Genomic DNA, 24,683 nt, shown 5'->3' on the forward strand with positions numbered 1-24,683 from the left:
AGTGGGAAGCGTATCGTCCGTGATCTTCGTGCTGTCCTCCGGTTCCCTCATCGGGGTGGAAGACAGGCAAGATGGGGGCGTGACCCTCATCGATCAGCTGCCCCCGACCGACGACCCCGACGCCCTCTTCGAGGCCTTCTCGTCATGGACGGAGACCCAGGGCATTACCCTCTATCCCGCTCAGGAGGAGGCGCTGATCGAGGTGGTGTCCGGGGCCAACGTGATCCTGTCCACCCCCACCGGCTCGGGGAAGAGCCTGGTAGCGGCGGGTGCCCACTTCACGGCGCTGGCCCAGGACAAGGTCACCTTCTACACCGCCCCGATCAAGGCACTGGTCTCGGAGAAGTTCTTCGACCTGTGCAAGCTCTTCGGTACCGAGAACGTCGGAATGCTCACCGGCGACGCCTCGGTCAACGCCGACGCCCCGGTCATCTGCTGCACGGCCGAGGTGCTGGCCTCCATCGCGCTGCGCGACGGCAAGCACGCCGACATCGGCCAGGTCGTGATGGACGAGTTCCACTTCTACGCGGAGCAGGACCGCGGCTGGGCCTGGCAGATTCCGATCCTGGAACTGCCGCAGGCACAGTTCATCCTGATGTCGGCGACGCTCGGCGACGTCGCGATGTTCGAGGAGGATCTGACCCGGCGCACCGGCCGCCCCACCTCCGTGGTGCGCTCCGCGACCCGGCCGGTCCCGCTCAGCTACGAGTACCGGCTCACCCCGATCACCGAGACGCTGACCGAACTGCTGGACACCCGGCAGTCCCCCGTCTACATCGTGCACTTCACGCAGGCCGCGGCCGTCGAGCGGGCGCAGTCGCTGATGAGCATCAACATGTGCACGAAGGAGGAGAAGGAGAAGATCGCCGATCTGATCGGCAGCTTCCGCTTCACCACCAAGTTCGGCCAGAACCTCTCCCGGTACGTACGCCACGGGATCGGTGTGCACCACGCGGGCATGCTGCCGAAGTACCGGCGCCTGGTGGAGAAGCTCGCCCAGGCGGGCCTGCTGAAGGTGATCTGCGGCACCGACACCCTGGGCGTCGGCGTCAACGTGCCGATCCGCACGGTGCTGTTCACCGCGCTCACCAAGTACGACGGCACCCGGGTCCGAACGCTGCGCGCACGTGAGTTCCACCAGATCGCGGGCCGCGCGGGGCGGGCGGGCTTCGACACGGCGGGCTTCGTCGTCGCACAGGCGCCCGAGCACGTCATCGAGAACGAGAAGGCCGTCAAGAAGGCGGGCGACGACCCGAAGAAGAAGCGCAAGGTCGTCCGCAAGAAGGCCCCCGAGGGCTTCGTCGCCTGGTCGGAGACCACGTTCGACAAGCTCATCCAGTCGGATCCGGAGCCGCTGAGCTCCCGCTTCCGGGTCACCCACACGATGCTGCTCGCGGTGATCGCGCGCCCCGGCAACGCCTTCGAGGCGATGCGGCATCTGCTGGAGGACAACCACGAGCCGCGCAGGGCGCAGCTGCGGCACATCCGCCGGGCCATCGCCATCTACCGCTCGCTGCTCGACGGCGGTGTGGTGGAGCAGCTGGACGCGCCGGACGCCGAGGGCCGGATCGTGCGGCTGACCGTCGATCTTCAGCAGGACTTCGCGCTGAACCAGCCGCTGTCCACGTTCGCCCTGGCCTCGTTCGACCTGCTGGACGTCGAATCGCCCTCGTACGCGCTGGACATGGTCTCCGTCGTCGAGTCGACGCTGGACGACCCCCGGCAGATCCTCGCCGCCCAGCAGAACAAGGCGCGCGGCGAGGCCGTGGGGCAGATGAAGGCGGACGGTGTCGAGTACGAGGAGCGGATGGAGCTGCTCCAGGACGTCACGTACCCCAAGCCGCTGAGCGAACTGCTGTGGCACGCCTACGACGTGTACCGCACGAGCCACCCGTGGGTCGGCGACCACCCGGTGTCGCCGAAGTCGGTGATCCGGGACATGTACGAACGGGCCATGACGTTCACCGAGTTCACCTCGCACTACGAGCTGGCCCGCACCGAGGGCATTGTGCTGCGGTATCTGGCGAGCGCGTACAAGGCCCTTGAGCACACGATCCCCGACGACCTGAAGTCCGAGGACCTGGAGGACCTGATCTCCTGGCTCGGCGAGATGGTCCGCCAGGTGGACTCCAGTCTGCTGGACGAGTGGGAGCAGCTCGCCAACCCCGAGGTGGAGACGGCCGAGCAGGCGCAGGAGCGGGCCGACGAGGTCAAGCCGGTCACCGCCAATGCCCGTGCCTTCCGGGTGCTGGTGCGCAACGCGATGTTCCGCCGGGTGGAGCTGGCCGCTCTGGACCGGGTCCGCGACCTGGGCGAGATGGACGGCGAGTCCGGCTGGGACGAGGACGCCTGGGGCGAGGCGATGGACGGCTACTGGGACGAGTACGAGGACCTCGGCACCGGCCCCGACGCGCGCGGGCCGAAGCTGCTGAAGATCGAGGAGGACCCGGAGCACGGTCTGTGGCGGGTCTGGCAGGCTTTCGCCGACCCGAACGGGGACCACGACTGGGGCATCAGGGCGGAGGTCGATCTGGCGGCCTCCGACGAGGAGGGCCGGGCGGTCGTCCGGGTCACCTCGGTGGGCCAGCTGTGAGCACGTACCGGATGAGGCGGGCGGCCACCGCGGACCGCACGCGGGAGTGGAGACGAACGGCATGACGAACCCGGAGCGTCTGGTCGACCTTCTCGACCTGGAACGGATCGAGGTCAACATCTTCCGCGGCCGCAGTCCGCAGGAGTCCCTGCAACGGGTCTTCGGCGGGCAGGTCGCGGGCCAGGCGCTGGTGGCGGCGGGCCGGACCACCGACGGGGAGCGGCCGGTGCATTCGCTGCACGCCTACTTCCTGCGGCCGGGGCGCCCCGGGGTGCCGATCGTGTACGAGGTGGAACGGGTGCGGGACGGCCGGTCCTTCACCACCCGCCGGGTCACGGCCGTCCAGGAGGGGCGGACGATCTTCAATCTGACGGCGTCCTTCCACCGCCCCGAGGCGGGCGGCTTCGAGCACCAGCTGCCGCCGGCCCGCACGGTGCCGGACCCGGACGGGCTGCCGACCGTGGCCGACGAGGTCCGTGAGCATCTGGGCGCGCTCCCGGAGGCGCTGGAGCGGATGGCCCGGCGCCAGCCCTTCGACATCCGCTACGTCGACCGGCTGCGCTGGACGCGGGAGGAGATCAAGGACGCGGATCCGCGCAGCGCGGTGTGGATGCGCGCGGTCGGACCGCTGGGCGACGACCCGCTGGTGCACACCTGCGCGCTGACGTACGCGAGTGACATGACGCTGCTCGACGCGGTCCGCATTCCGGTGGAACCGCTGTGGGGCCCGCGCGGTTTCGACATGGCGTCGCTGGACCACGCCATGTGGTTCCACCGGCCGTTCCGGGCGGACGAGTGGTTCCTGTACGACCAGGAGTCGCCCATCGCGACGGGCGGACGGGGTCTGGCGCGCGGCCGGATCTACGACCGTGAGGGCCGGCTGCTGGTGTCCGTGGTGCAGGAGGGGCTGTTCCGGCGCCTGGACGCGTAGGGGGTTCCCTCGGGCCGGGACCGGCTCAGATGCCGGGCAACGGGTCCTGATCGACCTCGTGACGGCGGGTGCGGATGTCCGGCGGCGCGGGGTGCAGTTTGGCGTCGCAGGACGGCCCGAGCGCCTTGCGCCGTGACCCGGCGCCGATGAGCGGGCGGCCGCACAGCCGGCAGCGCACGGGGCGGCGTACGGGAGGGTCGTCGGACGTCGCCGTCCCGGCGGCCTCGGCGTTTCCGGCGGGCTGGGGCAGCGGTTCGGGGAAGGGTTCGGCGGACTCCACGGTGTGATCCTCTCAAACCGTCCGGTCTACGCTGCGGTCCCAGCGACAGAACAACGAGGAGCGGGCGCATGAGCGGCGTACTGACCATGAGATCCGTCCCCCGGGACACGACGGTCCGGGCGCCGGGAACGGGCGGTCCGCCCGCTCCGGTGGGGCGCGTCATCAACCTCCGGGACGGCCGGGGCGAGCCCCGGGCGGTGGCTCATGTGGAGCGCGAGCTGCCGCCCGGCGGCATACCGGAGTACCTCGCGGCCCGGAAGAACGGGGCACGCTCCTTCGTCCTGTGGGCCGATCCGGACCGGCGGCAGCGGCTGGCCACCCTGGTCACCGCGTCGGTGGCCCATGGCGTGTGGACCTATCAGGTGCTGGGCGCCCAGGACGAACCGATCGGCACGCTCGTCCGCGAGAAGGCCCTCTCCGGCAAGGGGCTGCGCACGCGCTGGACGGTGACCCAGACCGGCTGCCCGGCGGCGGTCGGCTACAAGGGCCGGATCTTCTGGTGGTACGTCTGGTGGCTGCTGCTGCCCGTCCAGGCGGTCGTCGCCACGCTCGCTCTGCTCAGCGGCAACGGCGACGTCGCCCGCGGGCCCCGGCGCATCGTGTGGCGCACGGGCGAGGAGGCCCCGCTGGAGTTCCGCTCGGACAAGGACGAACTCCATCTGCACGCGCCGTGGTGCGACTGGCGGCTCGGTGCGGCGCTCGTGGCACTGGTACCGACCTTCGAGGGCTGGCTCGGCCACCCGTGGGACGACGGGAAGAAGTAGGCCAGCACCTCAGGGCATCCCGGATATGGGATATCGTCTCTCAAGTGAGAGACGCTGAGGCTGTGGAACCCGGTTCCCTCGATGCCGGGCTCGCCCGGCGGCTGGGCGAACTGCGCGGCGAGCGGGGCTGGTCGCTGGACGAACTGTCCCGGCGCAGCGGAGTGAGCCGTTCGACGCTCTCCCGGCTGGAGCGGGGCGAGCTGAGCCCGACCGCCACCCTGCTGGGACGCCTGTGCACGGTGTACGGGCGGACGATGTCGCGGCTCCTGATGGAGGTGGAGGCCGAGCCTGTGATGTTCGTGCCGGTGGATCAGCAGCCCGTGTGGCGGGACGAGGCGGCCGGTTTCGTCCGGCGCTCGGTCTCGCCCCCGCACGCCGGACTGCGCGCCGAGGTCATCGAGTCCACGCTCGAAGCCGGTGCCTCCCTCGCGTACGAGCACGCTCCCGTGCCCGGGGTGGAGCAGCACATCTGGGTGCTGGAGGGGACGGTGGAGATCACCGTCGACGGAACCGCGTACCGCGTGGGCCGCGGTGACAGTCTGCGCTTCCGGCTGCACGGCCCCTCGCACTTCCACTGTCCGGGCCCGGAGCGGGTCCGCTACGCCCTCGTGATCGTTCTGCCGTGAAAGGACCCTGCCCCATGACCGAGATCGTCCCCGTGTCCGGCCCCGAACTGGTCACGTACGCCGATGAGCTGGCCGCCCTCCTGGTGGAGACCGTCGAGGAGGGGTCGTCGGTGGGCTTCCTCGCCCCGCTGGACCGTGAGGTCGCCGCCGCCTGGTGGCGCGAGCGGGCCGCGGCGGTCGACGCGGGCGGCCTCGGCGTCTGGATCGCCCGCGACGGGGAGCGGGTGGCGGGCACCATCGGTCTGGTCCGGGCTCCGCTGCCGAACGCGCGGCACCGCGCGGAGGTCGCCAAACTGATGGTCCGCCCCACCGCACGCGGCCGGGGCGTCGGCCGGTCGCTGCTGGCCGCGGTCGAGGAGTGGGCGGCCGGCTCCGGGGTGACGCTGCTGATCCTGGACACGGAGACGGGGAGCCCCGCCGAGCGGCTCTACCGCGCGGCGGGCTGGACCGCGTGCGGGACGGTTCCGGCGTACGCCGGTGACCCGGCGGGCGTGTTGAAGCCGACCACCTTCTACTACAAGGAGGTCGGCTCCGCCGCGCCCGGCCGACCGGCGGGAGCGACCGGCCGGGCGACGGATCAGGCCGCGAGCCCGTCGACGTCCTTGTAGGCGACACCGTCCTTCATCACGAGCAGGATGTTCTCGGGCCTGCCCAGTGCGTGGATGTCGGTCAGCGGGTTGCCGCGGGCGATGACGACATCGGCGCGCTTGCCGGGTTCCAGGGTGCCGATCTCATGGGCGAGGCCGAGGAGTTCGGCGGCTTCGCTCGTGCCCGCGCGCAGGGCGCCCATGGGGGTCATCCCGCAGTCCACGAGATGGCCGAGCTCCCGCAGGTTGGTGCCGTGCTCGGCGATGCCGCAGTCGGTTCCCATGGCCACCCGCACACCGCGTTCGATGGCGTGCGGGATGTGGGTGCGGGCGACCTCCTGCCAGTGCCTCTTCTTCGCGTACGCCCAGGGCGCCGCCTTCTTCGGGTCCGGGTCGGTGTTGGCCGTGGTGAGGGTCGGGACGAGGAAGGTGCCGCGCTCCAGCATCAGATCGATGGCCTCGTCGTCGATCTCGTAACCGTGCTCGATGCTGGCGACCCCGCCGCGCACGGCGTTGAGGATGCCGCCCCGGCCCTGTGCGTGGGCGGCGACCTTCTTGCCCCGGTGTCCGGCCGCGATCTCGGTGATCGTACGGATCTCGTCCTCCAGGAATCCGTCGTCGTCCGGCTGGTCGGTGGGGCTCCACACTCCCCCGGTCGCGGCGACCTTGACACAGTCGGCGCCCTGGCGCAGCACCCCGCGTACGGCCTTGCGGCACTCCGCGGGTCCGTCGGCGAGGCGGCCCATGGTGCTGTCCACCGCGCCGTCGTTGTCGGCGGCACGGAAGTCGCCGTGGCCGCCGGTCGGGCTGAGCATGGCGACGGCGATCAGCAGCCGGGGGCCGACCAGGAGTCCCGATTCGACGGCGTGCCGGTGCCCGGCGTCGGCTCCGCCGAGGTCACGGGCCGTGGTGACACCCGCTTCCAGGGTCTGCTTCATCCGGGGCGCCGCCAGGAACGTGAGGAGGCTGCGCGGCATGGTCGCGATCTCCGCGTGGCTCATCGCGGTGCCCGGGGCGGCCATATGGACGTGGCAGTCGATGAAGCCGGGCAGGATCGTGTCGCCCCGCACGTCGATCCGGCGGGTGTGATCGGGGAGTCCGGGGTGCTCGGCGGACGGTCCCGCCCACTGGACGGTCCCGTCCACCACGAGCACCGCGCCGTCCCGGACCGGTTCGCCCCCGGTGCCGTCGATGAGCAGGCCGTTGTGCAGGAGTACGGGGGTGGTTGCGGGCGCGGGCATGGCACGGTTCCTTCTCTGGAGGGGGTGGTTGCGGGGTGCGTGCGCGGGGCGCTCAGGTGGCCGTGCCCGCGCGGGGCCGGGCCACGACCGAAGCGGCGACGGCGACCAGGGCCGACACGGCGGCGCAGCACCACCACACGGTGGTGTAGGCGTCGATGGTCGGGATCTCGGTGCCCTTGAAGGTGATCGCGGTGAGGACGGCGGCGAAGACGGCGCCCGCGACGGAGCCTCCGACGGTCTTCGCGGTGTTGTAGATGCCGGTGGCGACGGCCGTGCGCTCCTGGGGGCTGGCGTCGACGATCAGTACGGGCATCGCGCTGAGCGCGAGTCCGATGCCGAGACCCACGACGCCGTTGACGACGACGAACTGCCAGGGCTCGTCATGGGCGGCGATCAGGAAGAGGTACCCGGCCGTCATCAGCACCCCGCTGAGCGCCAGGACACCGCGGCCGCCGATGCGCTTGAAGAGCCGCGCGGCGAACAGTGAGGCAACGAAGGCCATCACACCGGAGGGGAGCATCAGCCAGGCGATGCCGAGGGCGTCGTATCCGAAGCCGTAGCCCAGCTTCTCGGCGGGCGAGGAGACGAACAGCACGGCGGCGGTCTGGGCGCCGAAGAGGGCGGTGCCCAGCAGGAAACTCGCCGCGTAGACCGGGAGCAGGGTGCGCCGCACGGTGAGCCGGATGTCGACGATCGGCTCGGCGACCCGGAGCTCGACCAGGACCCAGGTCACCAGGGCGAGTGCGGCGACCGTGAACAGGGTCAGCGTCCAGGCGTCGGTCCAGCCCCACTTGGGGCCCTGCGAGATGGCGAGCAGCAGGGTGGCGAGCCCGACGCTGAGGAGCCCCGCGCCCGCCCAGTCGACCTTGCCCCGGGCGCGGACGGTGGACTCGGGGACGAGGAAGAAGACCACGGCAGCGCACACGGCGGTGGCGGCGGCGGGGATCCACAGGACGCCGTGCACGGAGGAGATGACCTCGCGCAGCAGCCCGGCGATGACCATGCCCGCGCTGGCGCCGAAGGTGAGCGAGCCGACCAGCATGGCGATGGCGCTGCGGCTGCCGGCCGCGTCGAGCCGGTCGCGGACCAGGCCGATCTCCAGCGGGAGAAGGGCGGCGAGGGGGCCCTGGAGGACCCGGCCGACGAGGAGCACCTCGAAGGAGGGTGACCAGGCCACGAGGACGGAGCCGACGGCGAGGCAGAGAACGGCGATGCGGAGCAGCCTCCGGTGGCCGTACATGTCGCCGAGGCGTCCGAAGACCGGTACGGAGACGGCCGCGGCGAGCAGTTGCGCGGCATTGACCCAGTTGAGGTCACCCGCGCCGACGTTCAGGACGGCGCCGAGCTCCGGCAGGAGCGTCGGCATCATTCCTTGGATGATGCCGCTGGTCAGTTCGACGAAGACGAGGAATCCGACGACGGCGGCGACTCTCGGACCGTCGAGGCCGGGCGCGCCGGTGCCCTTGACGGGCTGGATACGCGACATGGGTTCTCCACTGGGGAACGGCCGCATCGGGACGCGGCGGTTGAGGCAGGAGGTGAAGCGATGGCGGTGGAGCGGGTACGGGGAGGACCCGGCATCAGCCGGCCGGGCGTGTTCCGGCGTTCAGCAGTGCCTGGGCGACCGCCCGTACGGCGGCCAGATCGGCCGGTCCCGGGGTGATGCCGACGGCGGCCAGGGCGGCCTCGATGCCGGCGGATTCCGGGGCCTGGGCGGGAGCGGACGGTACGGGGGGCTTCGGGTCGGCCCCGGTGGCGTCCGGGTCCCGGAGCGGGGCGGGCCGGTGCCGGGGGTCGGGCGCGGCCCGGCGCAGATGCCAGGTGGTGGCGGACTGGAAGGCCTCGCCCGCGGCGAGCAGGGTGCTCTCCGTGTGGGGGCGGCCGGCCAGTTGGAGGGAGAGCGGCAGTCCGGCCGGATCGGCGCCCATGGGGAGCGCGAGGGCCGGGAAGCCGGTGGGGTTCCAGACCGCGGTGAGGTTGAGCTCGTCGCCGGGCGCCGCTTCGTGCGCGTAGGTGCGGGCGGGCGCGGGCCAGGTCGGGGTGGCGACCACATCGACGCCGCCGGGTGAGTCCAGGCGGGCGAGGAGGCGGGCGGTGAGCTGTTCGCGGGTCCGCTGGGCGCGGAGGTAGAGGTGTGCGGGGAGCACGGCCCCGGCGGCGGCCAGCCTGCGGAATCCGCGCCCGTGTCCCTGCCAGTGGGCGGCGAGGCGTTCGCCGTGCACGGCGAACGCCTCGGCGAGCATGGTCACGGCGTTCACGGCGAGCAGGGGGCCGAATTCGGGAAGGTCGAACTCCCGTATCTCCGCACCGAGTTCCCGGAGCTCGCGCAAGGAGCGGTGGAAGGCCGTGCGGCACTCCTCGGTGACGCCCGCCCCCTCGACGAGACCGTACGGGACACCGATGCGGAGACCTCGTACCCCGGCGACCGGGGCCGTGGGCCTCGGCCGTCCGGTCAGTGCGTCGAGCAGCAGGCCGCAGTCGCGGGCGCTCACGGCCATCGGGCCGAGGACGTCCTGCGAGGGGCTGAGCGGTACGCAGCCCTCGGCGGGCAGCAGGCCGAAGGTGGTCTTCAGGCCGGTGGTGCCGCACAGGGCGGCCGGGAGCCGGACGCTTCCGGAGGTGTCGGTCCCGAGGGCGCCGAGGAAGAGCCCCGCGGCGATCCCCGCGCCGTTGCCGGTGCTCGATCCGCCGGTCCAGCGCTCTGGGTCCCACGGGTTGCGGGGCACCGGGAAGGTGTGGACGGGGTCGGGCCGGCCGATGGCGTACTCGGCCATGGTGGTCTTCCCGAGGACGACCGCCCCGGCGCCGCGGAGCCGGGCGACGGCGGGCGCGTCCTGGCCGTGCCACCAGCCGGGGTCGTGCACGGGGCTCTGTGCGGTGGAAGGACCCTCGACCGTGGCGAGGTTGTCCTTCACGGCGAGCGGCAGTCCGTGCAGCGGACCCCGGTCGCCGCTGCGCCGGGCGTCGGCGGCGTCGGCCGCCGCGAGCGCCTGCTCCGGGAAGCGGGTCACGTACACACCGAGCAGCGGGTCGAGCCGGTCGGCGTCGCGCAGGGCCGCCTCGACGAGTTCCCGGCTGCCGACGGCACCCGAGCGCAGGCTGTGGACCGCCTCGGTGAGAGTCGGGAATGGCTGCTGCACGACGCACCTCCGGACGCTGAAAGTGGCTGGATCTGATGGGGTACGGCGATGCTAGTCTCCGATCAAGAAGCGGCCAGGAATTGCTGATTCCTGTCACTGCCCAACATCAAATGCAGTAATTTCCCACGACGGCCCAGGATGCGGATCACCGATGACCGAAAATCTGCCCCCGCTCAGCGAGCTCGATCTGGCACTGATCAACGCCCTCCAGATCAACCCGCGGGCGCCGTGGACCGAGCTGGCCAAGGCCCTGGACGTCGACGCGGCGACGGTGGCGAGGCGCTGGGAGCGGGTGCGGACGGCCGGGCACGCCTGGGTGACGGCCTATCCGTACGGGGACGCCGGCGGCGGCGCGCTGATCGAGATCGACTGCGCGCCCGGTCAGGCGGGGGCGGTGGCGGCGATCCTGTCGGCGGACCCGCACGCGGTGACCGTGGAACACGCGGCGGGCGGCCGGGACCTGCTGATCACCGCCATGGCCACGAGCTTCGGCGCCCTCTCGCGGTACATCGTGGACCGGCTCGGCACCATCCCCGGCATCATCGCGACCCGGGCGCATCTGGTCACCCGCAGTTATACGGAGGGCAGCGTCTGGCGGCTGACGAGCCTGAGCCGCTCGCAGCAGGAGGTCCTGGCCGCGTCCCGGCGGGCGGCGGCGGGCAGCTCGAACGAACTTCCCGAGTACGCCGACCTGGTCACCGCGATCGGGGAGAACGGGCGCATCTCGCTGAGCGAACTCGCCGACCAGCTGGGGATCTCGGTGAACACCGCGAGCCGCCGGCTCAACCGGCTGCTGGAGTCCGGGAAGCTGGTGCTCCGCTGCGACCTGGCCCGTTCGCTGTCGGGCTCACCGGTCGCCGTGACGTTCTTCGGGACCGTGGCGGCCGAGCACCTGGACGCGACGGCGCGGGAGCTGGCGAAGCTGCCCGAGATCCGGCAGTGCCTGGGACTTGCCGGGCCGCAGAATCTGATCGCCACAGTCTGGGTATCGTCCCTGGTGGACGCCCAAGCCCTGGAGGTACGTCTGGCCGCCGCCCTGCCCCATCTGCGCATCGCCGACCGGGCGGTAGCCCTGCGCGCGGTCAAGCTGATGGGCAGGCTGCTGGATCCCGAGGGGCGGGCCGTCGGCTTCGTTCCCATGAACCTCTGGGCGTCACAATGAACACCGACGCATTGGACACGAGGAGCGATTCCATGACGCTGCACGACATCCCGCTGCACACCCTCACCGGCGAGCCGACCACCCTGGGCGCCTACAGCGGCCAGGCGCTCCTGCTGGTGAACGTGGCCTCCAAGTGCGGCCTCACCCCGCAGTACGAGGGCCTGGAGCGGCTCCAGAATCAGTACGGGGACCGCGGCTTCACCGTCCTCGGCGTGCCCTGCAACCAGTTCGCGGGCCAGGAGCCGGGCAGCGCGGAGGAGATCCAGACCTTCTGCTCGACGACGTACGGGGTCACCTTCCCGCTCCTGGAGAAGCTCGACGTCAACGGCGAGAGCCGGCACCCGTTGTACGCGGAACTCACGAAGCTCGCGGACGCCGAGGGCGAGGCCGGCGACGTGAAGTGGAACTTCGAGAAGTTCGTCATCTCACCGGCCGGTGTGCCGGTGGCCCGGATCCGCCCCGGCACCGAGCCGGAGGCACCCGAGGTCGTCGCGGCCATCGAGGCCCAGCTCCCGTCCTGAGCCGACGCCGTGTGCCGCGCGGGAGCGTGTTCCCGCGCGGCACACGGCCGGACGCCTCAGGGCCGGCGGCCCCTCCCGACGGGCTCTGCCCCGTCGCGCCGCCCAGCACGCACGCCCCCTACGGGGCGAACACTGCCGGCCGAGGCACTAGCGGATCGGCATGCCCGACAGGGTCCGCGCGATCACCAGGCGCTGGATCTCACTGGTGCCCTCGAAGATGGTGTAGATGGCCGCGTCCCGGTGCATCCGCTCCACCGGGTACTCCCGGGTGTACCCGTTGCCGCCGAGGATCTGGATCGCCTGGGCGGTGACCTTCTTCGCGGTCTCGCTCGCGTAGAGCTTCGACATGGAGCCCTCGGCAGAGGTGAACGGCTTTCCGGCGGACGCCATCCAGGAGGCGCGCCAGACCAGCAGCCGGGCCGCGTCGATCTGCGTCCGCATGTCGGCGAGCTGGAAGGCGATGCCCTGGTTGTCGATGATCGGGCGGCCGAACTGGGTACGGGTCTTCGCGTAGTCGAGGGCGACCTCGTACGCGGCGCGGGCGGTGCCCACGGCCATGGCGCCGACGGCCGGGCGGGACGCCTCGAAGGTGGCCATCGCCGCGTTCTTGACGCGCTCGCCGCCACCGGCCCTGGCCCGCTCACGGGCGCGGGCGAGACGCTCGTCGAGCTTCTCCTTGCCACCGAGCAGACAGTGGCCGGGGACGCGCGCGTCCTCCAGGACCACCTCGGCGGTGTGCGAGGCCCGGATGCCGTGCTTCTTGAACTTCTGGCCCTGCGAGAGACCGGGCGTGCCCGGCGGCACGATGAACGAGGCGTGGCCCTTGGAGCCGAGCTCCGCGTCGACGACGGCCACGACGACGTGGACGTTGGCTATGCCGCCGTTGGTCGCCCAGGTCTTCGTACCGTTGAGGACCCACTCGTCCTTGGCCTCGTCGTAGACGGCACGGGTGCGCATCGAGGCGACGTCGGAGCCCGCGTCCGGCTCGGAGGAGCAGAACGCGGCGACCTTCACATCGTCGGCGTCGCCGTACATCTGCGGGATCCAGGTCCCGATCTGCTCCTCGGTGCCGTTGGCGAGGACGCCGACGGCCGCCAGGCCCGTACCGACGATCGACAGGGCGATGCCCGCGTCGCCCCAGAAGAGCTCCTCCATGGCCATGGGGATGCCGAGGCCCGTCGGGTCGAAGAACTGCTGGGCATAGAAGTCGAGGGAGTAGATGCCGATCTTGGCCGCCTCCTGGATGACGGGCCAGGGCGTCTCCTCACGCTCGTCCCACTCCGAAGCGGCCGGACGGATCACATCCTCGGCGAAGCCGTGGAGCCAGTCGCGGACCTGCTTCTGGTCGTCGTTGAGATCAAGCGTGAACTCGGCCATGTTCCCCTCCATGCACTGCCGTCAAAAGCGTGCGTTACTTGCGGTAACAACAGTCTGTTACCGGCAAGTAGCCACTGTCAACAGCCAAGATGCCGATCGGCACCCTCCCGGGGCAGGGTGTTACGTTGCCCCGGCGTGAAGAAACTGCAGGGCAGGGGTGGGGAGAGACACGACATGGAGACCACGCGACAGGCCGAGCGGCAGCGCAGCGCGGCCGAACGCCGCCGCCGCGAGCTGCTGGAGGCCGCGGACCGGGTGGTGCTCAGGGACGGGCCCAAGGCGTCGATGAACGCGATCGCCGCCGAGGCCGGGATCACCAAGCCCATCCTCTACCGCCACTTCGGGGACAAGGGCGGGCTCTACCGCGCACTCGCCAAGCGGCACACCGACGCGCTGCTGAGCGCGCTGCGCTCGGCGCTCGACGCACCGGCTGAGCGCCGTGAACGGGTGGAGGCCACGCTCGACACCTACCTCGCCGCGATCGAGGCCCGCCCGCAGGTCTACCGCTTCCTGATGCACCCGTCCGACGACGCCGCCCCCTCCCCCGAGCAGGGCTTCGACGTCGGCCGGCACTCCGCGCCGCTGCTGCGCCGCCTCGGCGAGGAGCTCGGCAAGGTCATCGCCGAGCGGGTGGACCTGGGCCCGGACAGCGAGCAGATGGCGCGCATCTGGGGCCACGGCATCGTCGGCATGATGCACGCGGCGGGCGACTGGTGGCTGGGCGACCGGCCCTGCTCCCGCGCGCAGTTGGTGCGCAGCCTGGCCGATCTGCTGTGGGGCAGGCTGGCCGGCGCGGGCGACCGGCCCGGCGGTCCCGGCTTCTGACCCCCCGCCCGGCACCACCGCTCAGCCGCTCAGCCGCCGCTCGCCCAGGGCGCCCGCCGCGCCGCGCGCAGCGCCCTGGCGCGGCGCAGCCCGGTCAGCCGGTCGGTGTAGACCGTGCCGCCGAGGTGGTCGCACTCGTGCTGGAGGCAGCGGGCGAACCAGCCCGTGCCGGTGATCCGTACCGGTTCGCCGGTCATCGTGACCCCTTCGACGACCGCGCGGTCGAAGCGTGCCGTACCCGCCTCGATACCCGGAAGTGAAAGACACCCTTCCGGTCCGCGTACGGTAAGGCCGTCCGCCTCGACCAGTTCCGGATTGACGATGTGCCCCAGGTGCCGGACATCGTCGTCGTCCGGACAGTCGTAGACGAACACCTTGAGCGGGACGCCGATCTGGTTGGCGGCGAGCCCGACACCCTGCGCCGCGTACATGGTGGCGAACATGTCCTCGACCAGCCTGGCGAGCGGGGGTCCGAAGTCCGTGACGTCCTCGCAGGCGCTGTGGAGCACCGGGTCACCGAGCAGACTCATGGCACGGATGAGTCCGGAACTGCCGGGGATCGGGCGGTTTCGCATGCCGGCAAGCGTACGTTCCGCCGCGGCCACGGACTTCCCGTGGTGCCGCGGTGCGGTCGTCGCACCGGACATCGATAGGCTGGGCGCGGACCGATGCAAGGAGGATCTAGGACGATGGCAGGCAACACGGAGCCGTTGTCGCCGCGGGCCAAGCTGGCCGTGACGGCGGGCAAGGCCGCGGCGGCGGTGTCGCGCGCCGCGGGGCGCGGCAGCGGATCGGTGATCGGCGGCCGGGTGGCGCTCAAGCTCGACCCCGACCTGCTGGGGCGGCTGGCGCAGCACCTGGACGTGATCCTCGTGTCGGCGACGAACGGCAAGACGACCACCACACGGCTGATCGCCGAGGCACTGCGGGCCGCTGGGCCCGTCGTGTCGAACGCGCTCGGCGCGAACATGCCCGCGGGCATCACCTCGGCGCTGGCCGGCGGCTCGGACGCGAAGTACGGCGTGATCGAGGTCGACGAGAAGTACCTCGCCGGTGTCGCACGCGACACGACGCCCAAGGCGATCGCGCTGCTCAATCTCTCCCGCGACCAGCTGGACCGCGCGGCGGAGACCCGGATGCTCGCGGAGCACTGGCGCGAGGGGCTGTCCGGCTCGAAGGCCGTGATCATCGCCAACGCCGACGACCCGCTGATCGTGTGGGCGGCGTCCTCCTCCCCCAATGTGGTGTGGGTGGCGGCCGGTCAGGCGTGGAAGGACGACGCGTGGTCCTGCCCGTCCTGCGGCGGCGTGATGCAGCGGCCGGGCGACGACTGGTTCTGCGGGCAGTGCGGCTTCCGCCGTCCCGCCCCGAGCTGGGCGCTGAACGGCGACTACGTGCTGGACCCGCACGGTTCGGCATGGCCGATCCACCTCCAGCTGCCCGGCCGGGCGAACAAGGCGAACGCCACCAGCTCGGCCGCCGTCGCGGCCGTCTTCGGTGTGCCGCCGCAGGTCGCCCTGGAACGCATGTACCAGGTGCAGGCCGTCGCGGGCCGCTATGACGTGGTCTCCTTCCAGGGCCGTGAGCTGCGGCTCCTGCTGGCGAAGAACCCGGCGGGCTGGCTGGAGACGTTCTCCCTGATCGACCCGCCGCCGACGCCGGTGATCCTCTCGGTCAACGCCCGTGGCGCGGACGGTACGGACACCTCCTGGCTGTGGGACGTCGACTACACCCAGCTCGCCGGCCACCCGATCTTCGTGCTCGGTGACCGCAAGCTGGACCTCGCGGTCCGGCTCGAAGTGGCCGGTCTCGACTTCCGGGTCTGCGAGACCCTCGACGAGGCCGTGCAGCTGGCTCCGCCCGGCCGTATCGAGGTCATCGCCAACTACACCGCCTTCCAGGATCTGCGCCGTCGTGTCGGCAACTGACCCCGGCGCCGGCCACCTCCGGAGAGGACGAAGCATGAGCAACAACGGTCTGCGTCTGGTCTGGGTCTACCCCGACCTGCTCAGCACGTACGGCGACCAGGGCAACGCCCTGGTCGTGGAGCGCCGGGCCCGGCAGCGCGGTCTGGACGTGCAGCGCGTCGACGTGCGCAGCGACCAGCCGGTTCCCACCTCCGGCGACATCTATCTGATCGGTGGCGGCGAGGACCGGCCGCAGCGACTGGCCGCGGAACGGCTGCGCCGCGACGGCGGGCTGAGCCGGGCCGCGTCCAACGGCGCGATCATCTTCTCGGTGTGCGCGGGCTACCAGATCCTCGGGCACGAGTTCGTCAACGACCTCGGTGAGCGCGAGGCCGGTCTCGGTCTGCTCGATGTGGTGTCCACCCGGGGCGAGGGTGCGCGGTGCGTCGGCGACGTACTGGCGGACATCGACCCGCACCTGGGGCTGCCGCCGCTGACGGGGTTCGAGAACCACCAGGGCGTCACCCATCTCGGCCCCACCGCACGGCCGTTCGCCCGGGTGCAGTTCGGCCGGGGCAACGGGACCGGGGACGGTACGGAGGGTGCGTACAACGACACCGTCTTCGGTACGTACATGCACGGTCCGGTGATGGCCCGCAACCCGCAGATCGCCGATCTGCTGCTGAAGCTGGCGCTCGATGTGAACGCGCTGCCGCCGACGGACGAGCGCTGGTACGACGCGCTGCGCGCCGAACGGATCTCCGCGGCGACACAGCCCGCCTGAGGCGTTTTTCGCTCAGCTGAGCGGAGTCCAGCAGGCGGACGCCCGGTTCGGTCCCGCCACCCTGCGCCGGTAGGGTGGCGGGGATCCAACCGGACGACGTGGTCCGGTCGTCGGCCCACGTTGCAAAGGTTTCCCGGGCAATGCGAATTGGTGTGCTCACCTCCGGCGGCGACTGCCCCGGCCTCAACGCAGTCATCCGTTCCGTCGTGCACCGCGCGGTGGTCGACCACGGCGACGAGGTCATCGGCTTCCACGACGGCTGGAAGGGACTGCTGGAGTGCGACTACCGCAAGCTCGACCTGGACGCGGTGGGCGGCATCCTGGCCCGCGGCGGCACGATACTCGGCTCCTCCCGGGTCCAGCCCGCGCATCTGCGTGACGGGGTGGAGCGGGCCCGCGGCCATGTCGCGGACCTCGGCCTCGACGCGATCATCCCGATCGGCGGCGAAGGCACCCTGAAGGCGGCCAATCTGCTCTCCGAGGCGGGCCTGCCGATCGTCGGAGTGCCGAAGACCATCGACAACGACATCGCCTCCACCGATGTGACCTTCGGGTTCGACACCGCGGTCGGTGTCGCCACCGAGGCCCTGGACCGGCTGAAGACCACCGCCGAGTCGCACCAGCGGGTACTGATCGTCGAGGTCATGGGACGGCACACCGGCTGGATCGCCCTCCACTCGGGCATGGCCGCCGGTGCGCACGCGATCGTCGTCCCCGAGCGCCCCTTCGACATCGACGAGCTGACCGAGGTCGTCGGAAGGCGTTTCTCGGCGGGCAAGAAGTTCGCGATCGTCGTGGTCGCCGAGGGCGCCAAGCCGCGCGCGGGCTCCATGGAGTTCGAGCAGGGCACCAAGGACATCTACGGCCACGAGCGCTTCGCCGGAGTGGCCACACAGCTCTCCATCGAGCTGGAGCAGCGCCTCGGCAAGGAGGCCCGCCCGGTGATACTCGGCCATGTCCAGCGCGGCGGCACCCCCACCGCGTACGACCGGGTTCTCGCCACCCGCTTCGGCTGGCACGCCGTGGAGGCGGCGCACCGCGGCGAGTTCGGCATGATGACGGCGCTGCGTGGCACGGACATCACCATGGTCCCGCTGGCCGCCGCCGTGGAGACGCTGAAGACGGTCCCCGCCGAGCGGTACGCCGAGGCGGAGTGCGTGCTCTGAACGACATGACCTGAGGAACTGCCCCCGGCCGCAACCGCGGCCGGGGGCAGTTCTACTCTGGACCGGACAACCGGCACGAAACGGGGACGTCCCCATCGGGAGTGAACAGATGGATCACAGCGGGCACGGCATGAACATGGATCTGCCGCCGTTCACGCTGGGTCGTGGGCTCGAATTCTCCGCGGACCCGTTCTTCTTCATCGGCTGCCTCCTCGGCCTCGCCCTGTACGGCTACGGCGTGGTGCGCCTGCGCAGGCGCGGGGACAGCTGGCCGGTCAACCGGATCGTCTTCTTCGTCATCGGTGTGCTGAGCATCGCCCTGGTGATGTGCACCAAGCTCAACGACTACGGCATGGTCATGTTCAGCGTGCACATGGTGCAGCACATGGTGATCAGCATGCTGTCGCCGATCCTGCTGCTGCTGGGCGCCCCGGTGACCCTCGCGCTGCGGGCGCTGCCGGTCGCGAGCCGGCGGGGGCGCACCGGTCCGCGCGAGCTGCTGCTGAAGCTGCTGCACAGCCGCTACATGAAGATCATCACGCACCCGGTGTTCACGATCCCGCTGTTCATCGCCAGCCTCTACGGGCTGTACTTCACCCCGCTCTTCGACTTCCTGATGGGGTCCAAGCCCGGCCACATCGCGATGATGGTGCACTTCCTCGCGGTCGGCCTGGTGTTCTTCTGGCCGATCATGGGCATCGACCCCGGCCCCCACCGGCCGGGCTATGTGATGCGGATGCTGGAGCTGTTCGCCGGCATGCCGTTCCACGCGTTCTTCGGCATCGCGCTGATGATGGCGACCACGCCGATGGTGGAGACGTACAAGAACCCCCCGGCCTCGCTGGGCATCGAGGCGCTGAGCGATCAGGGCTGGGCCGGCGGCATCGCCTGGGCGTTCAGTGAGATCCCGTCGGTGCTGGTGCTGATCGCCCTGGTCTTCCAGTGGTACCGCTCCGACCAGCGGATCGCCAAGCGCGCCGACCGGGCAGCCGACCGGGACGGCGACCAGGAGCTGGCGGCGTACAACACCTATCTGGCCTCTTTGCAGGCCCGCGGACAGTAGCGCCGGGCACGCCGGTGGGGCGACCATGGGCTCAACGGCCGCGTGGCCGATGAGGAGCGTGTGCTCATGTCCGGATCGACGAAGACCATGGGAGTCATGACCGTCGGGGCGCTGGTCGCGGTGACCGCGTACACCGTGGCGCTGGGGAGCAACGGCTGGCTCTGGTTCGGCTGGGTGGTGCTGGGGCTGGCCACACTCGGGGTGCTCGCCACCCAGGACACCTGACCCGGCTCCACGCCACAGGGCATTCCGGGCGGCGCGGCGGCCCGGCCCCGGAGGAGGGGCCGGGCCGCCGCGGCGTTTCACGTCCGGAGGGGAAGCGTGCCCCGCGGAAGTACGGGCAGGCGTGAGAGGTGACCGGGCCGTGACCGGTCGGAACGGTCACACCGCGCCACCGGGACCCTAGACTGACGGTCCTTTGCACCACGATGACCTGGTACAACGCAGCCCTGACGCCGACCCCGGCAGAGCGAGGTGCACTCTCCGTGTTCTATTACGTCCTCAAATATGTCGTACTGGGACCCGTTCTGCGGCTGCTGTTCCGCCCCCGGATCGAGGGTCTGGAACACATTCCGGCGGACGGCGCGGCCATCGTCGCGGGCAATCACCTCTCGTTCTCCGACCACTTCCTGATGCCCGCGATCATCAAGCGGCGCATCACCTTTCTGGCGAAGGCCGAGTACTTCACGGGACCGGGCCTGAAGGGCAGGCTGACCGCCGCGTTCTTCCGCAGCGCGGGGCAGATTCCGGTGGACCGGTCCGGCAAGGACGCCGGTCGGGCGGCGATCCGCGAGGGGCTGGGGGTGCTGAGCAAGGGCGAGCTCCTGGGCATCTACCCGGAGGGCACCCGCTCGCACGACGGCCGCCTGTACAAGGGCAAGGTCGGGGTCGCGGTGATGGCGATCACGGCACAGGTTCCGGTGGTTCCGTGCGCGATGGTCGGGACGTTCGAGATCCAGCCGCCCGGTCAGGTCGTCCCGCGGATCAAGCGGGTCACCATCCGGTTCGGTGAGCCGCTGGACTTCTCCCGCTACGCGGGCCTGGCGGACCAGAAGGCGGCGATCCGGGCCGTCACCGACGAGATCATGTACGCGATCCTCAACCTCTCGGGCCAGGAGTACGTCGACGAGTACGCGGTCAAGGTGAAGGCCGAGCAGCCGGCTCAGGCGAAGAGGTTCCCGAAACTGCGACGCTGACGGCGAATTCGCGATCGGCGAAGAACCCTCGCCCGGCAGACCGGTCGCGCCTAGCGTTCCTCGCATGATCAAGGGAAACGCGTGGGTACTCGGGGCGACGGGACAGATCGGGCGGGCCGCGGTGCGGGCCCTCGTCGAGGACGGCTGGGAGGTGACCGCGGCCTCGCTCGGCGGCGGGCGTGACGAACGGTGGGCCGACAGAGTGCGCACGGTGCGCCTCGACCGGAACGAGGAGGGTGCGCTCGCGTCGGCGCTCGGCACGGGCTGTGACGTCCTGGTCGACATGGTGGCCTTCGACGCGTCCCACGCCCGGCAGTTGACCGGCCTCGCCGGCCGGATCGGTTCGGCGGTCGTCGTCTCCAGCGGCGCGGTGTACGAGGACGACGAGGGGCGCGGCTTCGACACCCAGCAGCAGCCCGGCGGTGCTCCGGTGTATCCGGTACCGATCGCGGAGACGCAGCGCACGGTGTCGCCCGGGGACACGACGTACGGGACCCGGAAGATCGAGCTGGAGCGGCTGCTGCTGGCGGCGGGCGAGGAGCTGCCGGTGACCCTGCTGCGGGCGGGCGCGATCCATGGGCCGTACTGCCGCACCCCCCGCGAGCTGTATTTCGTGAAGCGGGCACTGGACGGGCGCAGGCGCCGGGTGCTGGCGTACGGCGGGAAGAGCGTCTTCCATCCGGTCCACGCGTCGAATGTGGCCGAGCTGATCCGGCTGGCCGCGCTGCGGCCCGCCTCGCGCGTGCTGAACGCCGGGGACCCGCAGACGCCGACGGCCGCGGAGATCGGTGCGGCGGTCGATGAGGTGCTGGGCCGGGAGACGGAGACCGTGCTGATGGCGGGGGCGCCGGGCGCGGACGGGGTCGGGGACACACCGTGGGGTACCGAGCATCCGGTGGTGTACGACATGTCGGCGGCCGAGCGGGAGCTGGGGTACCGGCCGGTGACCGGCTACACCGAGTCGCTGCCGGAGACCGTCGAATGGCTGTCCGCGCAGCTCGCCGGGCGGGAGTGGACGGAGGCGTTTCCCAAGATGCTCAAGAACTACGGTCCGGGGCTCTTCGACTACGCGGCGGAGGACGCGTGGCTGGCGCGGTACGACGGGAGGGTATGAGGGGGCCGGCAGCTCGGGGCCTGAGGGCCCGGCAGCTCGGGGCCTGCCGGGGCGGGCGGAAACGCCCTGCCCGTCGCGGGCCCGGACCGCCTTTGCCCCTACCGGTCCATGCGGACGATCGGGGCGGGGCGGACGGACGAGACGGGCGGAGGGACGAGGCGGGCGGACGGAGAGACTCCGCCCGCCCGCCCCTGCCGTGCCGGGTCCTTACGGCTTGGGCGTGGCGTGCGGAGCGCACGTCACGTCACGCCGGTCGGTCGTCCCGCTGAGCAGGTAGGCGTCCACCCGCTCGTTGACGCAGGGGTTGACCAGCCCGGTGACGCCGTGCGATCCGGCGCCCTTCTCGGTGATGAGACGCGAACCCTTGAACCGCTTGTGCAGCTCGACGGCACCCTGGTACGGAGTGGCGGCGTCACGCGTGGACTGCACGATCAGGACCGGCGGCAGACCCTTGCCGGTCTTGACGTCGAGCGGGGACCGCTGCTTGGACGACCAGGTCGCACAGGGCAGGTTCATCCAGGCGTTCGCCCAGGTCATGAACGGGTAGTCCTTGTGCAGCCGGGTGTTGTCGCGGTCCCACTTGCGCCAGCTGGTGGGCCACTTGGCGTCCGCGCACTCGACGGCCGTGTAGACGGCGTTGCCGTTCTCCGAGGAGATGTTGCCCGCGATGTCCGACATATCGGGGCCGGCGGCGTCGACCAGCGCCTGGGTGTCGCCACCCAGGTAGTCGCTCCAGGTCTGGGCGACGAGCGCCCAGGTGGAGTCGTAGTACGGCGCGTTCTGGAAGAAGCCGATGAGCTCGGCGGGTCCGACGACGCCACCGATCGGGCTCTTCTTGGCGGCCGCGCGCAGCTTCAGCCACGCCTTCTCGACCTTCGCGGGCGTGTTGCCGATGTGGTAGGCCGCGTCGTTCTCGGCGACCCATGCCTTCCAGTCGTCCCAGCGGGACTGGAAGGCGATGTCCTGGTTCAGATTGGCCTGGTACCAGATGTTGTCCTTCGACGGATCGACCACGCTGTCGACGACCATGCGGCGCACATGGCCCGGGAACAGGGTGCCGTAGACCGCGCCCAGGTAGGTGCCGTAGGAGACACCCAGGAAGTTGAGCTTCTTCTCACCGAGCGCGGCGCGGATGACATCCAGGTCGCGTGCGGTGTTGGGCGTGGTCATGTGCGGCAGCATGTCGCCGCTGCGCTCGGCGCACCCGTCCGCGTACTCGGCGGCGAGCTTGCGCTGGGCGCGCTTGTCGGCCTCGCTGTCGGGGACCGGGTCGGCCTTCGGAGCCTTGACGTACTCCTGCGGGTCAATGCAGGAGATCGGCGCCGAGTGGCCGACACCGCGCGGGTCGAAGCCGACGAAGTCGTACGCGTTCGCGACCTTCGTCCACAGCGGGTTCTTGGTGACGATCCGCTTCGGGAACGCCATGCCGGAGCCGCCCGGACCGCCCGGGTTGTAGATGAGCGCGCCCTGGCGCTCCGCCTTCGTGCCGGTGCTGACATGGCGGTCGACGGCAAGCTTGATCTTCTTGCCGTTCGGCTTGGCGTAGTCGAGCGGAACGGTCACCCAGCCGCACTGGATGGGCTTGGCGATCGCCCAGTCGGCCGGACAGTCCGTCCAGTCGATCCCGGCCCTCGCCGCTCGCTCGGCGGCGAGCTGGACGCCTCGTGCCTCGGAGCCGTTGTTGTGGTGGCGTCCGTCGGCAGTGGCCGCCGGTGCGGCTATCGCGCCCGCTATGAGCGTGCCCGCGATCAGAGTGCCGGCCGAACCGAGCACTGCGGTGCGTCTCAAGTGGAACCTCCCCCATCTATCCGATGCGCCGCCGGTGGCGGCGCAGTTCATCGGGACTTCCCCGGGATCCTTTCGTCTGTGGGGTTCCTGAGAACAGTGCGTACACATGTTTCTTTACCGAACCAATAACCGGTGCCCGCTGTCCCGCTGAGCGGACTCACTCACCGCGACCGGACCGCAACCCGTCCAGTACGTCGTCCAACGCCGCGTCCAGGACTCCTCGTAGCAGGCGCGCGTCGGCGGCCACGGCGGTCACCAGGACGGCGGGCCCGGCCAGCGGGGTCACCGCGGCCGTGTCGCCGATGAGCCCCGGCCGGGCCGGGGCGTCCTCGAAGTACGGATCGACGACGAGGAGTTGACCGATCGCGCGGTGACCGCCGAGGACGGCCGCACCGTCCCAGCCGCCGGGTACGCCGGGCCCGTAGGCGATCTGCTGGTCGAGCAGCGGGCGGCCGGCCCGTCGAACGGTGAGCCGGGTGGCCAGGTCCCCCGTACTCTCGCCGTGGCGGCCGAGGATCTGCTCCTCGCGCAGCACCAGCCGTGCGGTGGCGGCGAGTTCGACCCTGGTGGCCATCCGCAGCTCGCTGCCGTACGCCGAGATGAGCTGTTCCGGCAGCCAGCGCAGTTCCGCGCCCTCCCCCACGGACAACTTCAGTTCGTACGAGGCCGGTTCGGCATCCGGTCCGGCTCCCGGCAACGCCACCGTGGCCGCAGCCGAGTCGACGGTCAGCCGGGCGCCGTCCTCGACACGCGCCTCGATGGTGAGCCGGTCACCGCCCAGGGGTGCGCTCATCGCGCCGACGACCGTGACCCTGGCGCAGGATCCGACGACGGACCGGGTGCGCCGCAGGGCGAGCGGCCCGTCGCTCTCCAGCACGGGGAGCGCGGTGGAACCCCGGCCGTCCGGTGCGGCGACGATCCGGGCGGTCGCCCGCACGCTCACGCGGTCCAGGCGGCGAGCTGCGCCCGTACCCAGTCCGCGACCGGCCCGACGCCCTCGGCGGAGGTCAAGGAGGTGAAGACGACGGGGAGTTCGCCGCGCTGCTCGGCTGCGTCATGGGCCATCCGGTCCAGGTCGGAGCCGACGTAAGGGGCGAGGTCGGTCTTGTTGACGACCAGGAGGTCGGCGGTGGTGACGCCGGGGCCGCCCTTGCGCGGGATGTCGTCGCCGCCCGCCACATCGATGACGAAGATCTGGGCGTCGACCAGCCCTTTGGAGAAGGTGGCGGTGAGGTTGTCGCCGCCGGACTCCACGAGTATCAGGTCGAGCGGACCCACGGCGTCCTCCAGGTCCTCGACCGCTTCGAGGTTGGCGGATATGTCGTCCCGGATGGCCGTGTGCGGGCAGGCGCCGGTCTCCACGGCCTGGATGCGTTCGGGCGGCAGGACGGCGTTGCGGAGGAGGAAGGCAGCATCCTCGCGGGTGTAGATGTCGTTGGTGACGACGGCGATGGACACCCGGTCGCGCAGGGTGCGGCACAGCGCGGCGACGGTCGCGGTCTTGCCCGAGCCGACCGGCCCGCCGAGTCCGATCCGAAGGGCCCGGCGGGTGCCGTCGGGGCGTGCGGCGTCCGCGGCGACGGCAGCGGGTCCGTCGTGGAAGTGGTCGAGGTGCATG

At 71.1% G+C, this 24,683-nt stretch carries 24 protein-coding genes; 15 read left to right on the forward strand and 9 right to left on the reverse strand.

Annotation, left to right across the window (positions count from 1 at the left end):
* Positions 1-79: 79 nt before the first annotated feature.
* Positions 80-2,593, forward strand: a complete 2,514-nt coding sequence (locus OG251_RS05285; protein ID WP_326676000.1) for a DEAD/DEAH box helicase — start codon at positions 80-82, stop codon at positions 2,591-2,593.
* A 61-nt stretch (positions 2,594-2,654) separates the two neighbouring features.
* The gene (locus tag OG251_RS05290; protein WP_326676001.1) at positions 2,655-3,524 is read left to right on the forward strand and encodes an acyl-CoA thioesterase; all 870 of its coding nucleotides are present in this window, start codon (positions 2,655-2,657) and stop codon (positions 3,522-3,524) included.
* 25 nt (positions 3,525-3,549) lie between these two features.
* Here OG251_RS05290 and OG251_RS05295 read toward each other — a convergent pair whose 3' ends face one another.
* The gene (locus OG251_RS05295) at positions 3,550-3,804 is read right to left on the reverse strand and encodes a DUF6011 domain-containing protein (RefSeq protein WP_326676003.1); all 255 of its coding nucleotides are present in this window, start codon (positions 3,802-3,804) and stop codon (positions 3,550-3,552) included.
* A 68-nt stretch (positions 3,805-3,872) separates the two neighbouring features.
* On the opposite strand from OG251_RS05295, the gene OG251_RS05300 reads away from it, so the two are divergent.
* From OG251_RS05300 to OG251_RS05310, 3 genes are read left to right on the forward strand one after another with little or no spacing between them, the layout of a single operon-like run.
* Positions 3,873-4,568: a hypothetical protein gene (locus OG251_RS05300; protein ID WP_326676005.1), complete on the forward strand. Its 696-nt coding sequence runs from the start codon at positions 3,873-3,875 to the stop codon at positions 4,566-4,568.
* Between the two features lie 44 nt (positions 4,569-4,612).
* Positions 4,613-5,194 carry a helix-turn-helix domain-containing protein gene (locus OG251_RS05305; protein ID WP_326676006.1) on the forward strand — a complete coding sequence of 194 codons (582 nt, stop codon included), beginning with the start codon at positions 4,613-4,615 and terminating at the stop codon, positions 5,192-5,194.
* Between the two features lie 14 nt (positions 5,195-5,208).
* Positions 5,209-5,802 carry a GNAT family N-acetyltransferase gene (locus OG251_RS05310; RefSeq protein ID WP_326676007.1) on the forward strand — a complete coding sequence of 198 codons (594 nt, stop codon included), beginning with the start codon at positions 5,209-5,211 and terminating at the stop codon, positions 5,800-5,802.
* Here OG251_RS05310 and OG251_RS05315 read toward each other — a convergent pair.
* The 3 genes from OG251_RS05315 to OG251_RS05325 form a co-directional block, all read right to left on the reverse strand.
* Positions 5,772-7,022, reverse strand: coding sequence for a metal-dependent hydrolase family protein (locus OG251_RS05315; RefSeq protein ID WP_326676008.1), 1,251 nt, complete (start codon positions 7,020-7,022; stop codon positions 5,772-5,774). The two genes, OG251_RS05310 and OG251_RS05315, sit on opposite strands and share 31 nt — an antisense overlap.
* Before the next feature lie 52 nt (positions 7,023-7,074).
* Positions 7,075-8,508 (reverse strand): MFS transporter, encoded by a 1,434-nt coding sequence (locus OG251_RS05320; protein ID WP_326676009.1) that lies wholly within the window; start codon positions 8,506-8,508, stop codon positions 7,075-7,077.
* Between the two features lie 94 nt (positions 8,509-8,602).
* Entirely contained in the window at positions 8,603-10,162 is a 1,560-nt protein-coding gene (locus OG251_RS05325; RefSeq protein ID WP_326676011.1) for an amidase, read from the reverse strand.
* Between the two features lie 151 nt (positions 10,163-10,313).
* Between OG251_RS05325 and OG251_RS05330 the strand changes: the two genes are divergently transcribed.
* Entirely contained in the window at positions 10,314-11,324 is a 1,011-nt protein-coding gene (locus OG251_RS05330; RefSeq protein ID WP_326676013.1) for an Lrp/AsnC family transcriptional regulator, read from the forward strand.
* A gap of 32 nt (positions 11,325-11,356) precedes the next feature.
* Positions 11,357-11,845 (forward strand): glutathione peroxidase, encoded by a 489-nt coding sequence (locus OG251_RS05335; protein WP_073718815.1) that lies wholly within the window; start codon positions 11,357-11,359, stop codon positions 11,843-11,845.
* A gap of 147 nt (positions 11,846-11,992) precedes the next feature.
* Here OG251_RS05335 and OG251_RS05340 read toward each other — a convergent pair whose 3' ends face one another.
* Positions 11,993-13,222 (reverse strand): acyl-CoA dehydrogenase family protein, encoded by a 1,230-nt coding sequence (locus OG251_RS05340; RefSeq protein WP_326676015.1) that lies wholly within the window; start codon positions 13,220-13,222, stop codon positions 11,993-11,995.
* Positions 13,223-13,396: 174 nt separating this feature from the next.
* On the opposite strand from OG251_RS05340, the gene OG251_RS05345 reads away from it, so the two are divergent.
* The gene (locus OG251_RS05345) at positions 13,397-14,047 is read left to right on the forward strand and encodes a TetR family transcriptional regulator (protein WP_266809377.1); all 651 of its coding nucleotides are present in this window, start codon (positions 13,397-13,399) and stop codon (positions 14,045-14,047) included.
* 29 nt (positions 14,048-14,076) lie between these two features.
* Here the strand turns inward: OG251_RS05345 and def are convergent, their stop codons facing one another.
* On the reverse strand, positions 14,077-14,622 hold the full coding sequence (gene def, locus OG251_RS05350) for a peptide deformylase (RefSeq protein ID WP_326676018.1): 546 nt from the start codon (positions 14,620-14,622) through the stop codon (positions 14,077-14,079).
* A 114-nt stretch (positions 14,623-14,736) separates the two neighbouring features.
* Here def and OG251_RS05355 point away from each other — a divergent pair, with 114 nt between their 5' ends.
* The 7 genes from OG251_RS05355 to OG251_RS05385 all read left to right on the forward strand — a co-directional run bounded on the left by OG251_RS05355 (position 14,737) and on the right by OG251_RS05385 (position 21,277).
* The gene (locus OG251_RS05355; RefSeq protein ID WP_326676020.1) at positions 14,737-15,975 is read left to right on the forward strand and encodes a MurT ligase domain-containing protein; all 1,239 of its coding nucleotides are present in this window, start codon (positions 14,737-14,739) and stop codon (positions 15,973-15,975) included.
* Positions 15,976-16,009: 34 nt separating this feature from the next.
* On the forward strand, positions 16,010-16,738 hold the full coding sequence (locus OG251_RS05360) for a type 1 glutamine amidotransferase (RefSeq protein ID WP_073718811.1): 729 nt from the start codon (positions 16,010-16,012) through the stop codon (positions 16,736-16,738).
* A gap of 140 nt (positions 16,739-16,878) precedes the next feature.
* Complete coding sequence (locus OG251_RS05365) at positions 16,879-17,904, forward strand: 6-phosphofructokinase (RefSeq protein ID WP_073718810.1); 1,026 nt, start codon at positions 16,879-16,881, stop codon at positions 17,902-17,904.
* 109 nt (positions 17,905-18,013) lie between these two features.
* The gene (locus tag OG251_RS05370) at positions 18,014-18,967 is read left to right on the forward strand and encodes a cytochrome c oxidase assembly protein (RefSeq protein ID WP_326676023.1); all 954 of its coding nucleotides are present in this window, start codon (positions 18,014-18,016) and stop codon (positions 18,965-18,967) included.
* A 66-nt stretch (positions 18,968-19,033) separates the two neighbouring features.
* Positions 19,034-19,192, forward strand: coding sequence for a hypothetical protein (locus tag OG251_RS05375; RefSeq protein WP_198952991.1), 159 nt, complete (start codon positions 19,034-19,036; stop codon positions 19,190-19,192).
* 260 nt (positions 19,193-19,452) lie between these two features.
* Positions 19,453-20,163 carry a lysophospholipid acyltransferase family protein gene (locus tag OG251_RS05380; RefSeq protein ID WP_326676024.1) on the forward strand — a complete coding sequence of 237 codons (711 nt, stop codon included), beginning with the start codon at positions 19,453-19,455 and terminating at the stop codon, positions 20,161-20,163.
* 64 nt (positions 20,164-20,227) lie between these two features.
* Positions 20,228-21,277 (forward strand): NAD-dependent epimerase/dehydratase family protein, encoded by a 1,050-nt coding sequence (locus OG251_RS05385; protein WP_326676026.1) that lies wholly within the window; start codon positions 20,228-20,230, stop codon positions 21,275-21,277.
* Positions 21,278-21,484: 207 nt separating this feature from the next.
* Here OG251_RS05385 and OG251_RS05390 read toward each other — a convergent pair whose 3' ends face one another.
* The 3 genes from OG251_RS05390 to ureG form a co-directional block, all read right to left on the reverse strand.
* On the reverse strand, positions 21,485-23,065 hold the full coding sequence (locus OG251_RS05390) for an alpha/beta hydrolase (RefSeq protein WP_326676028.1): 1,581 nt from the start codon (positions 23,063-23,065) through the stop codon (positions 21,485-21,487).
* A 157-nt stretch (positions 23,066-23,222) separates the two neighbouring features.
* Complete coding sequence (locus tag OG251_RS05395; RefSeq protein WP_326676030.1) at positions 23,223-24,008, reverse strand: urease accessory protein UreD; 786 nt, start codon at positions 24,006-24,008, stop codon at positions 23,223-23,225.
* Positions 24,005-24,682, reverse strand: coding sequence for an urease accessory protein UreG (ureG, locus tag OG251_RS05400; RefSeq protein ID WP_326676032.1), 678 nt, complete (start codon positions 24,680-24,682; stop codon positions 24,005-24,007). Before ureG ends, OG251_RS05395 begins: the two co-directional genes overlap by 4 nt.
* Position 24,683: the final 1 nt, after the last annotated feature.

This window comes from Streptomyces sp. NBC_01237 (genome assembly GCF_035917275.1).
Lineage (GTDB): Bacteria > Actinomycetota > Actinomycetes > Streptomycetales > Streptomycetaceae > Streptomyces.

Bases quoted from the DNA above. Each gene is read 5' to 3' on its own strand.
- OG251_RS05290 (WP_326676001.1), top strand. From the start codon at position 2,655: ATGACGAACCCGGAGCGTCTGGTCGACCTTCTCGACCTGGAACGGATC.
- OG251_RS05300 (WP_326676005.1), top strand. From the start codon at position 3,873: ATGAGCGGCGTACTGACCATGAGATCCGTCCCCCGGGACACGACGGTC.
- OG251_RS05310 (WP_326676007.1), top strand. From the start codon at position 5,209: ATGACCGAGATCGTCCCCGTGTCCGGCCCCGAACTGGTCACGTACGCC.
- OG251_RS05315 (WP_326676008.1), bottom strand. From the start codon at position 7,022: ATGCCCGCGCCCGCAACCACCCCCGTACTCCTGCACAACGGCCTGCTC.
- OG251_RS05320 (WP_326676009.1), bottom strand. From the start codon at position 8,508: ATGTCGCGTATCCAGCCCGTCAAGGGCACCGGCGCGCCCGGCCTCGAC.
- OG251_RS05330 (WP_326676013.1), top strand. From the start codon at position 10,314: ATGACCGAAAATCTGCCCCCGCTCAGCGAGCTCGATCTGGCACTGATC.
- OG251_RS05335 (WP_073718815.1), top strand. From the start codon at position 11,357: ATGACGCTGCACGACATCCCGCTGCACACCCTCACCGGCGAGCCGACC.
- OG251_RS05340 (WP_326676015.1), bottom strand. From the start codon at position 13,222: ATGGCCGAGTTCACGCTTGATCTCAACGACGACCAGAAGCAGGTCCGC.
- OG251_RS05345 (WP_266809377.1), top strand. From the start codon at position 13,397: ATGGAGACCACGCGACAGGCCGAGCGGCAGCGCAGCGCGGCCGAACGC.
- def (WP_326676018.1), bottom strand. From the start codon at position 14,622: ATGCGAAACCGCCCGATCCCCGGCAGTTCCGGACTCATCCGTGCCATG.
- OG251_RS05355 (WP_326676020.1), top strand. From the start codon at position 14,737: ATGGCAGGCAACACGGAGCCGTTGTCGCCGCGGGCCAAGCTGGCCGTG.
- OG251_RS05360 (WP_073718811.1), top strand. From the start codon at position 16,010: ATGAGCAACAACGGTCTGCGTCTGGTCTGGGTCTACCCCGACCTGCTC.
- OG251_RS05365 (WP_073718810.1), top strand. From the start codon at position 16,879: ATGCGAATTGGTGTGCTCACCTCCGGCGGCGACTGCCCCGGCCTCAAC.
- OG251_RS05370 (WP_326676023.1), top strand. From the start codon at position 18,014: ATGGATCACAGCGGGCACGGCATGAACATGGATCTGCCGCCGTTCACG.
- OG251_RS05375 (WP_198952991.1), top strand. From the start codon at position 19,034: ATGTCCGGATCGACGAAGACCATGGGAGTCATGACCGTCGGGGCGCTG.
- OG251_RS05385 (WP_326676026.1), top strand. From the start codon at position 20,228: ATGATCAAGGGAAACGCGTGGGTACTCGGGGCGACGGGACAGATCGGG.
- ureG (WP_326676032.1), bottom strand. From the start codon at position 24,682: ATGCACCTCGACCACTTCCACGACGGACCCGCTGCCGTCGCCGCGGAC.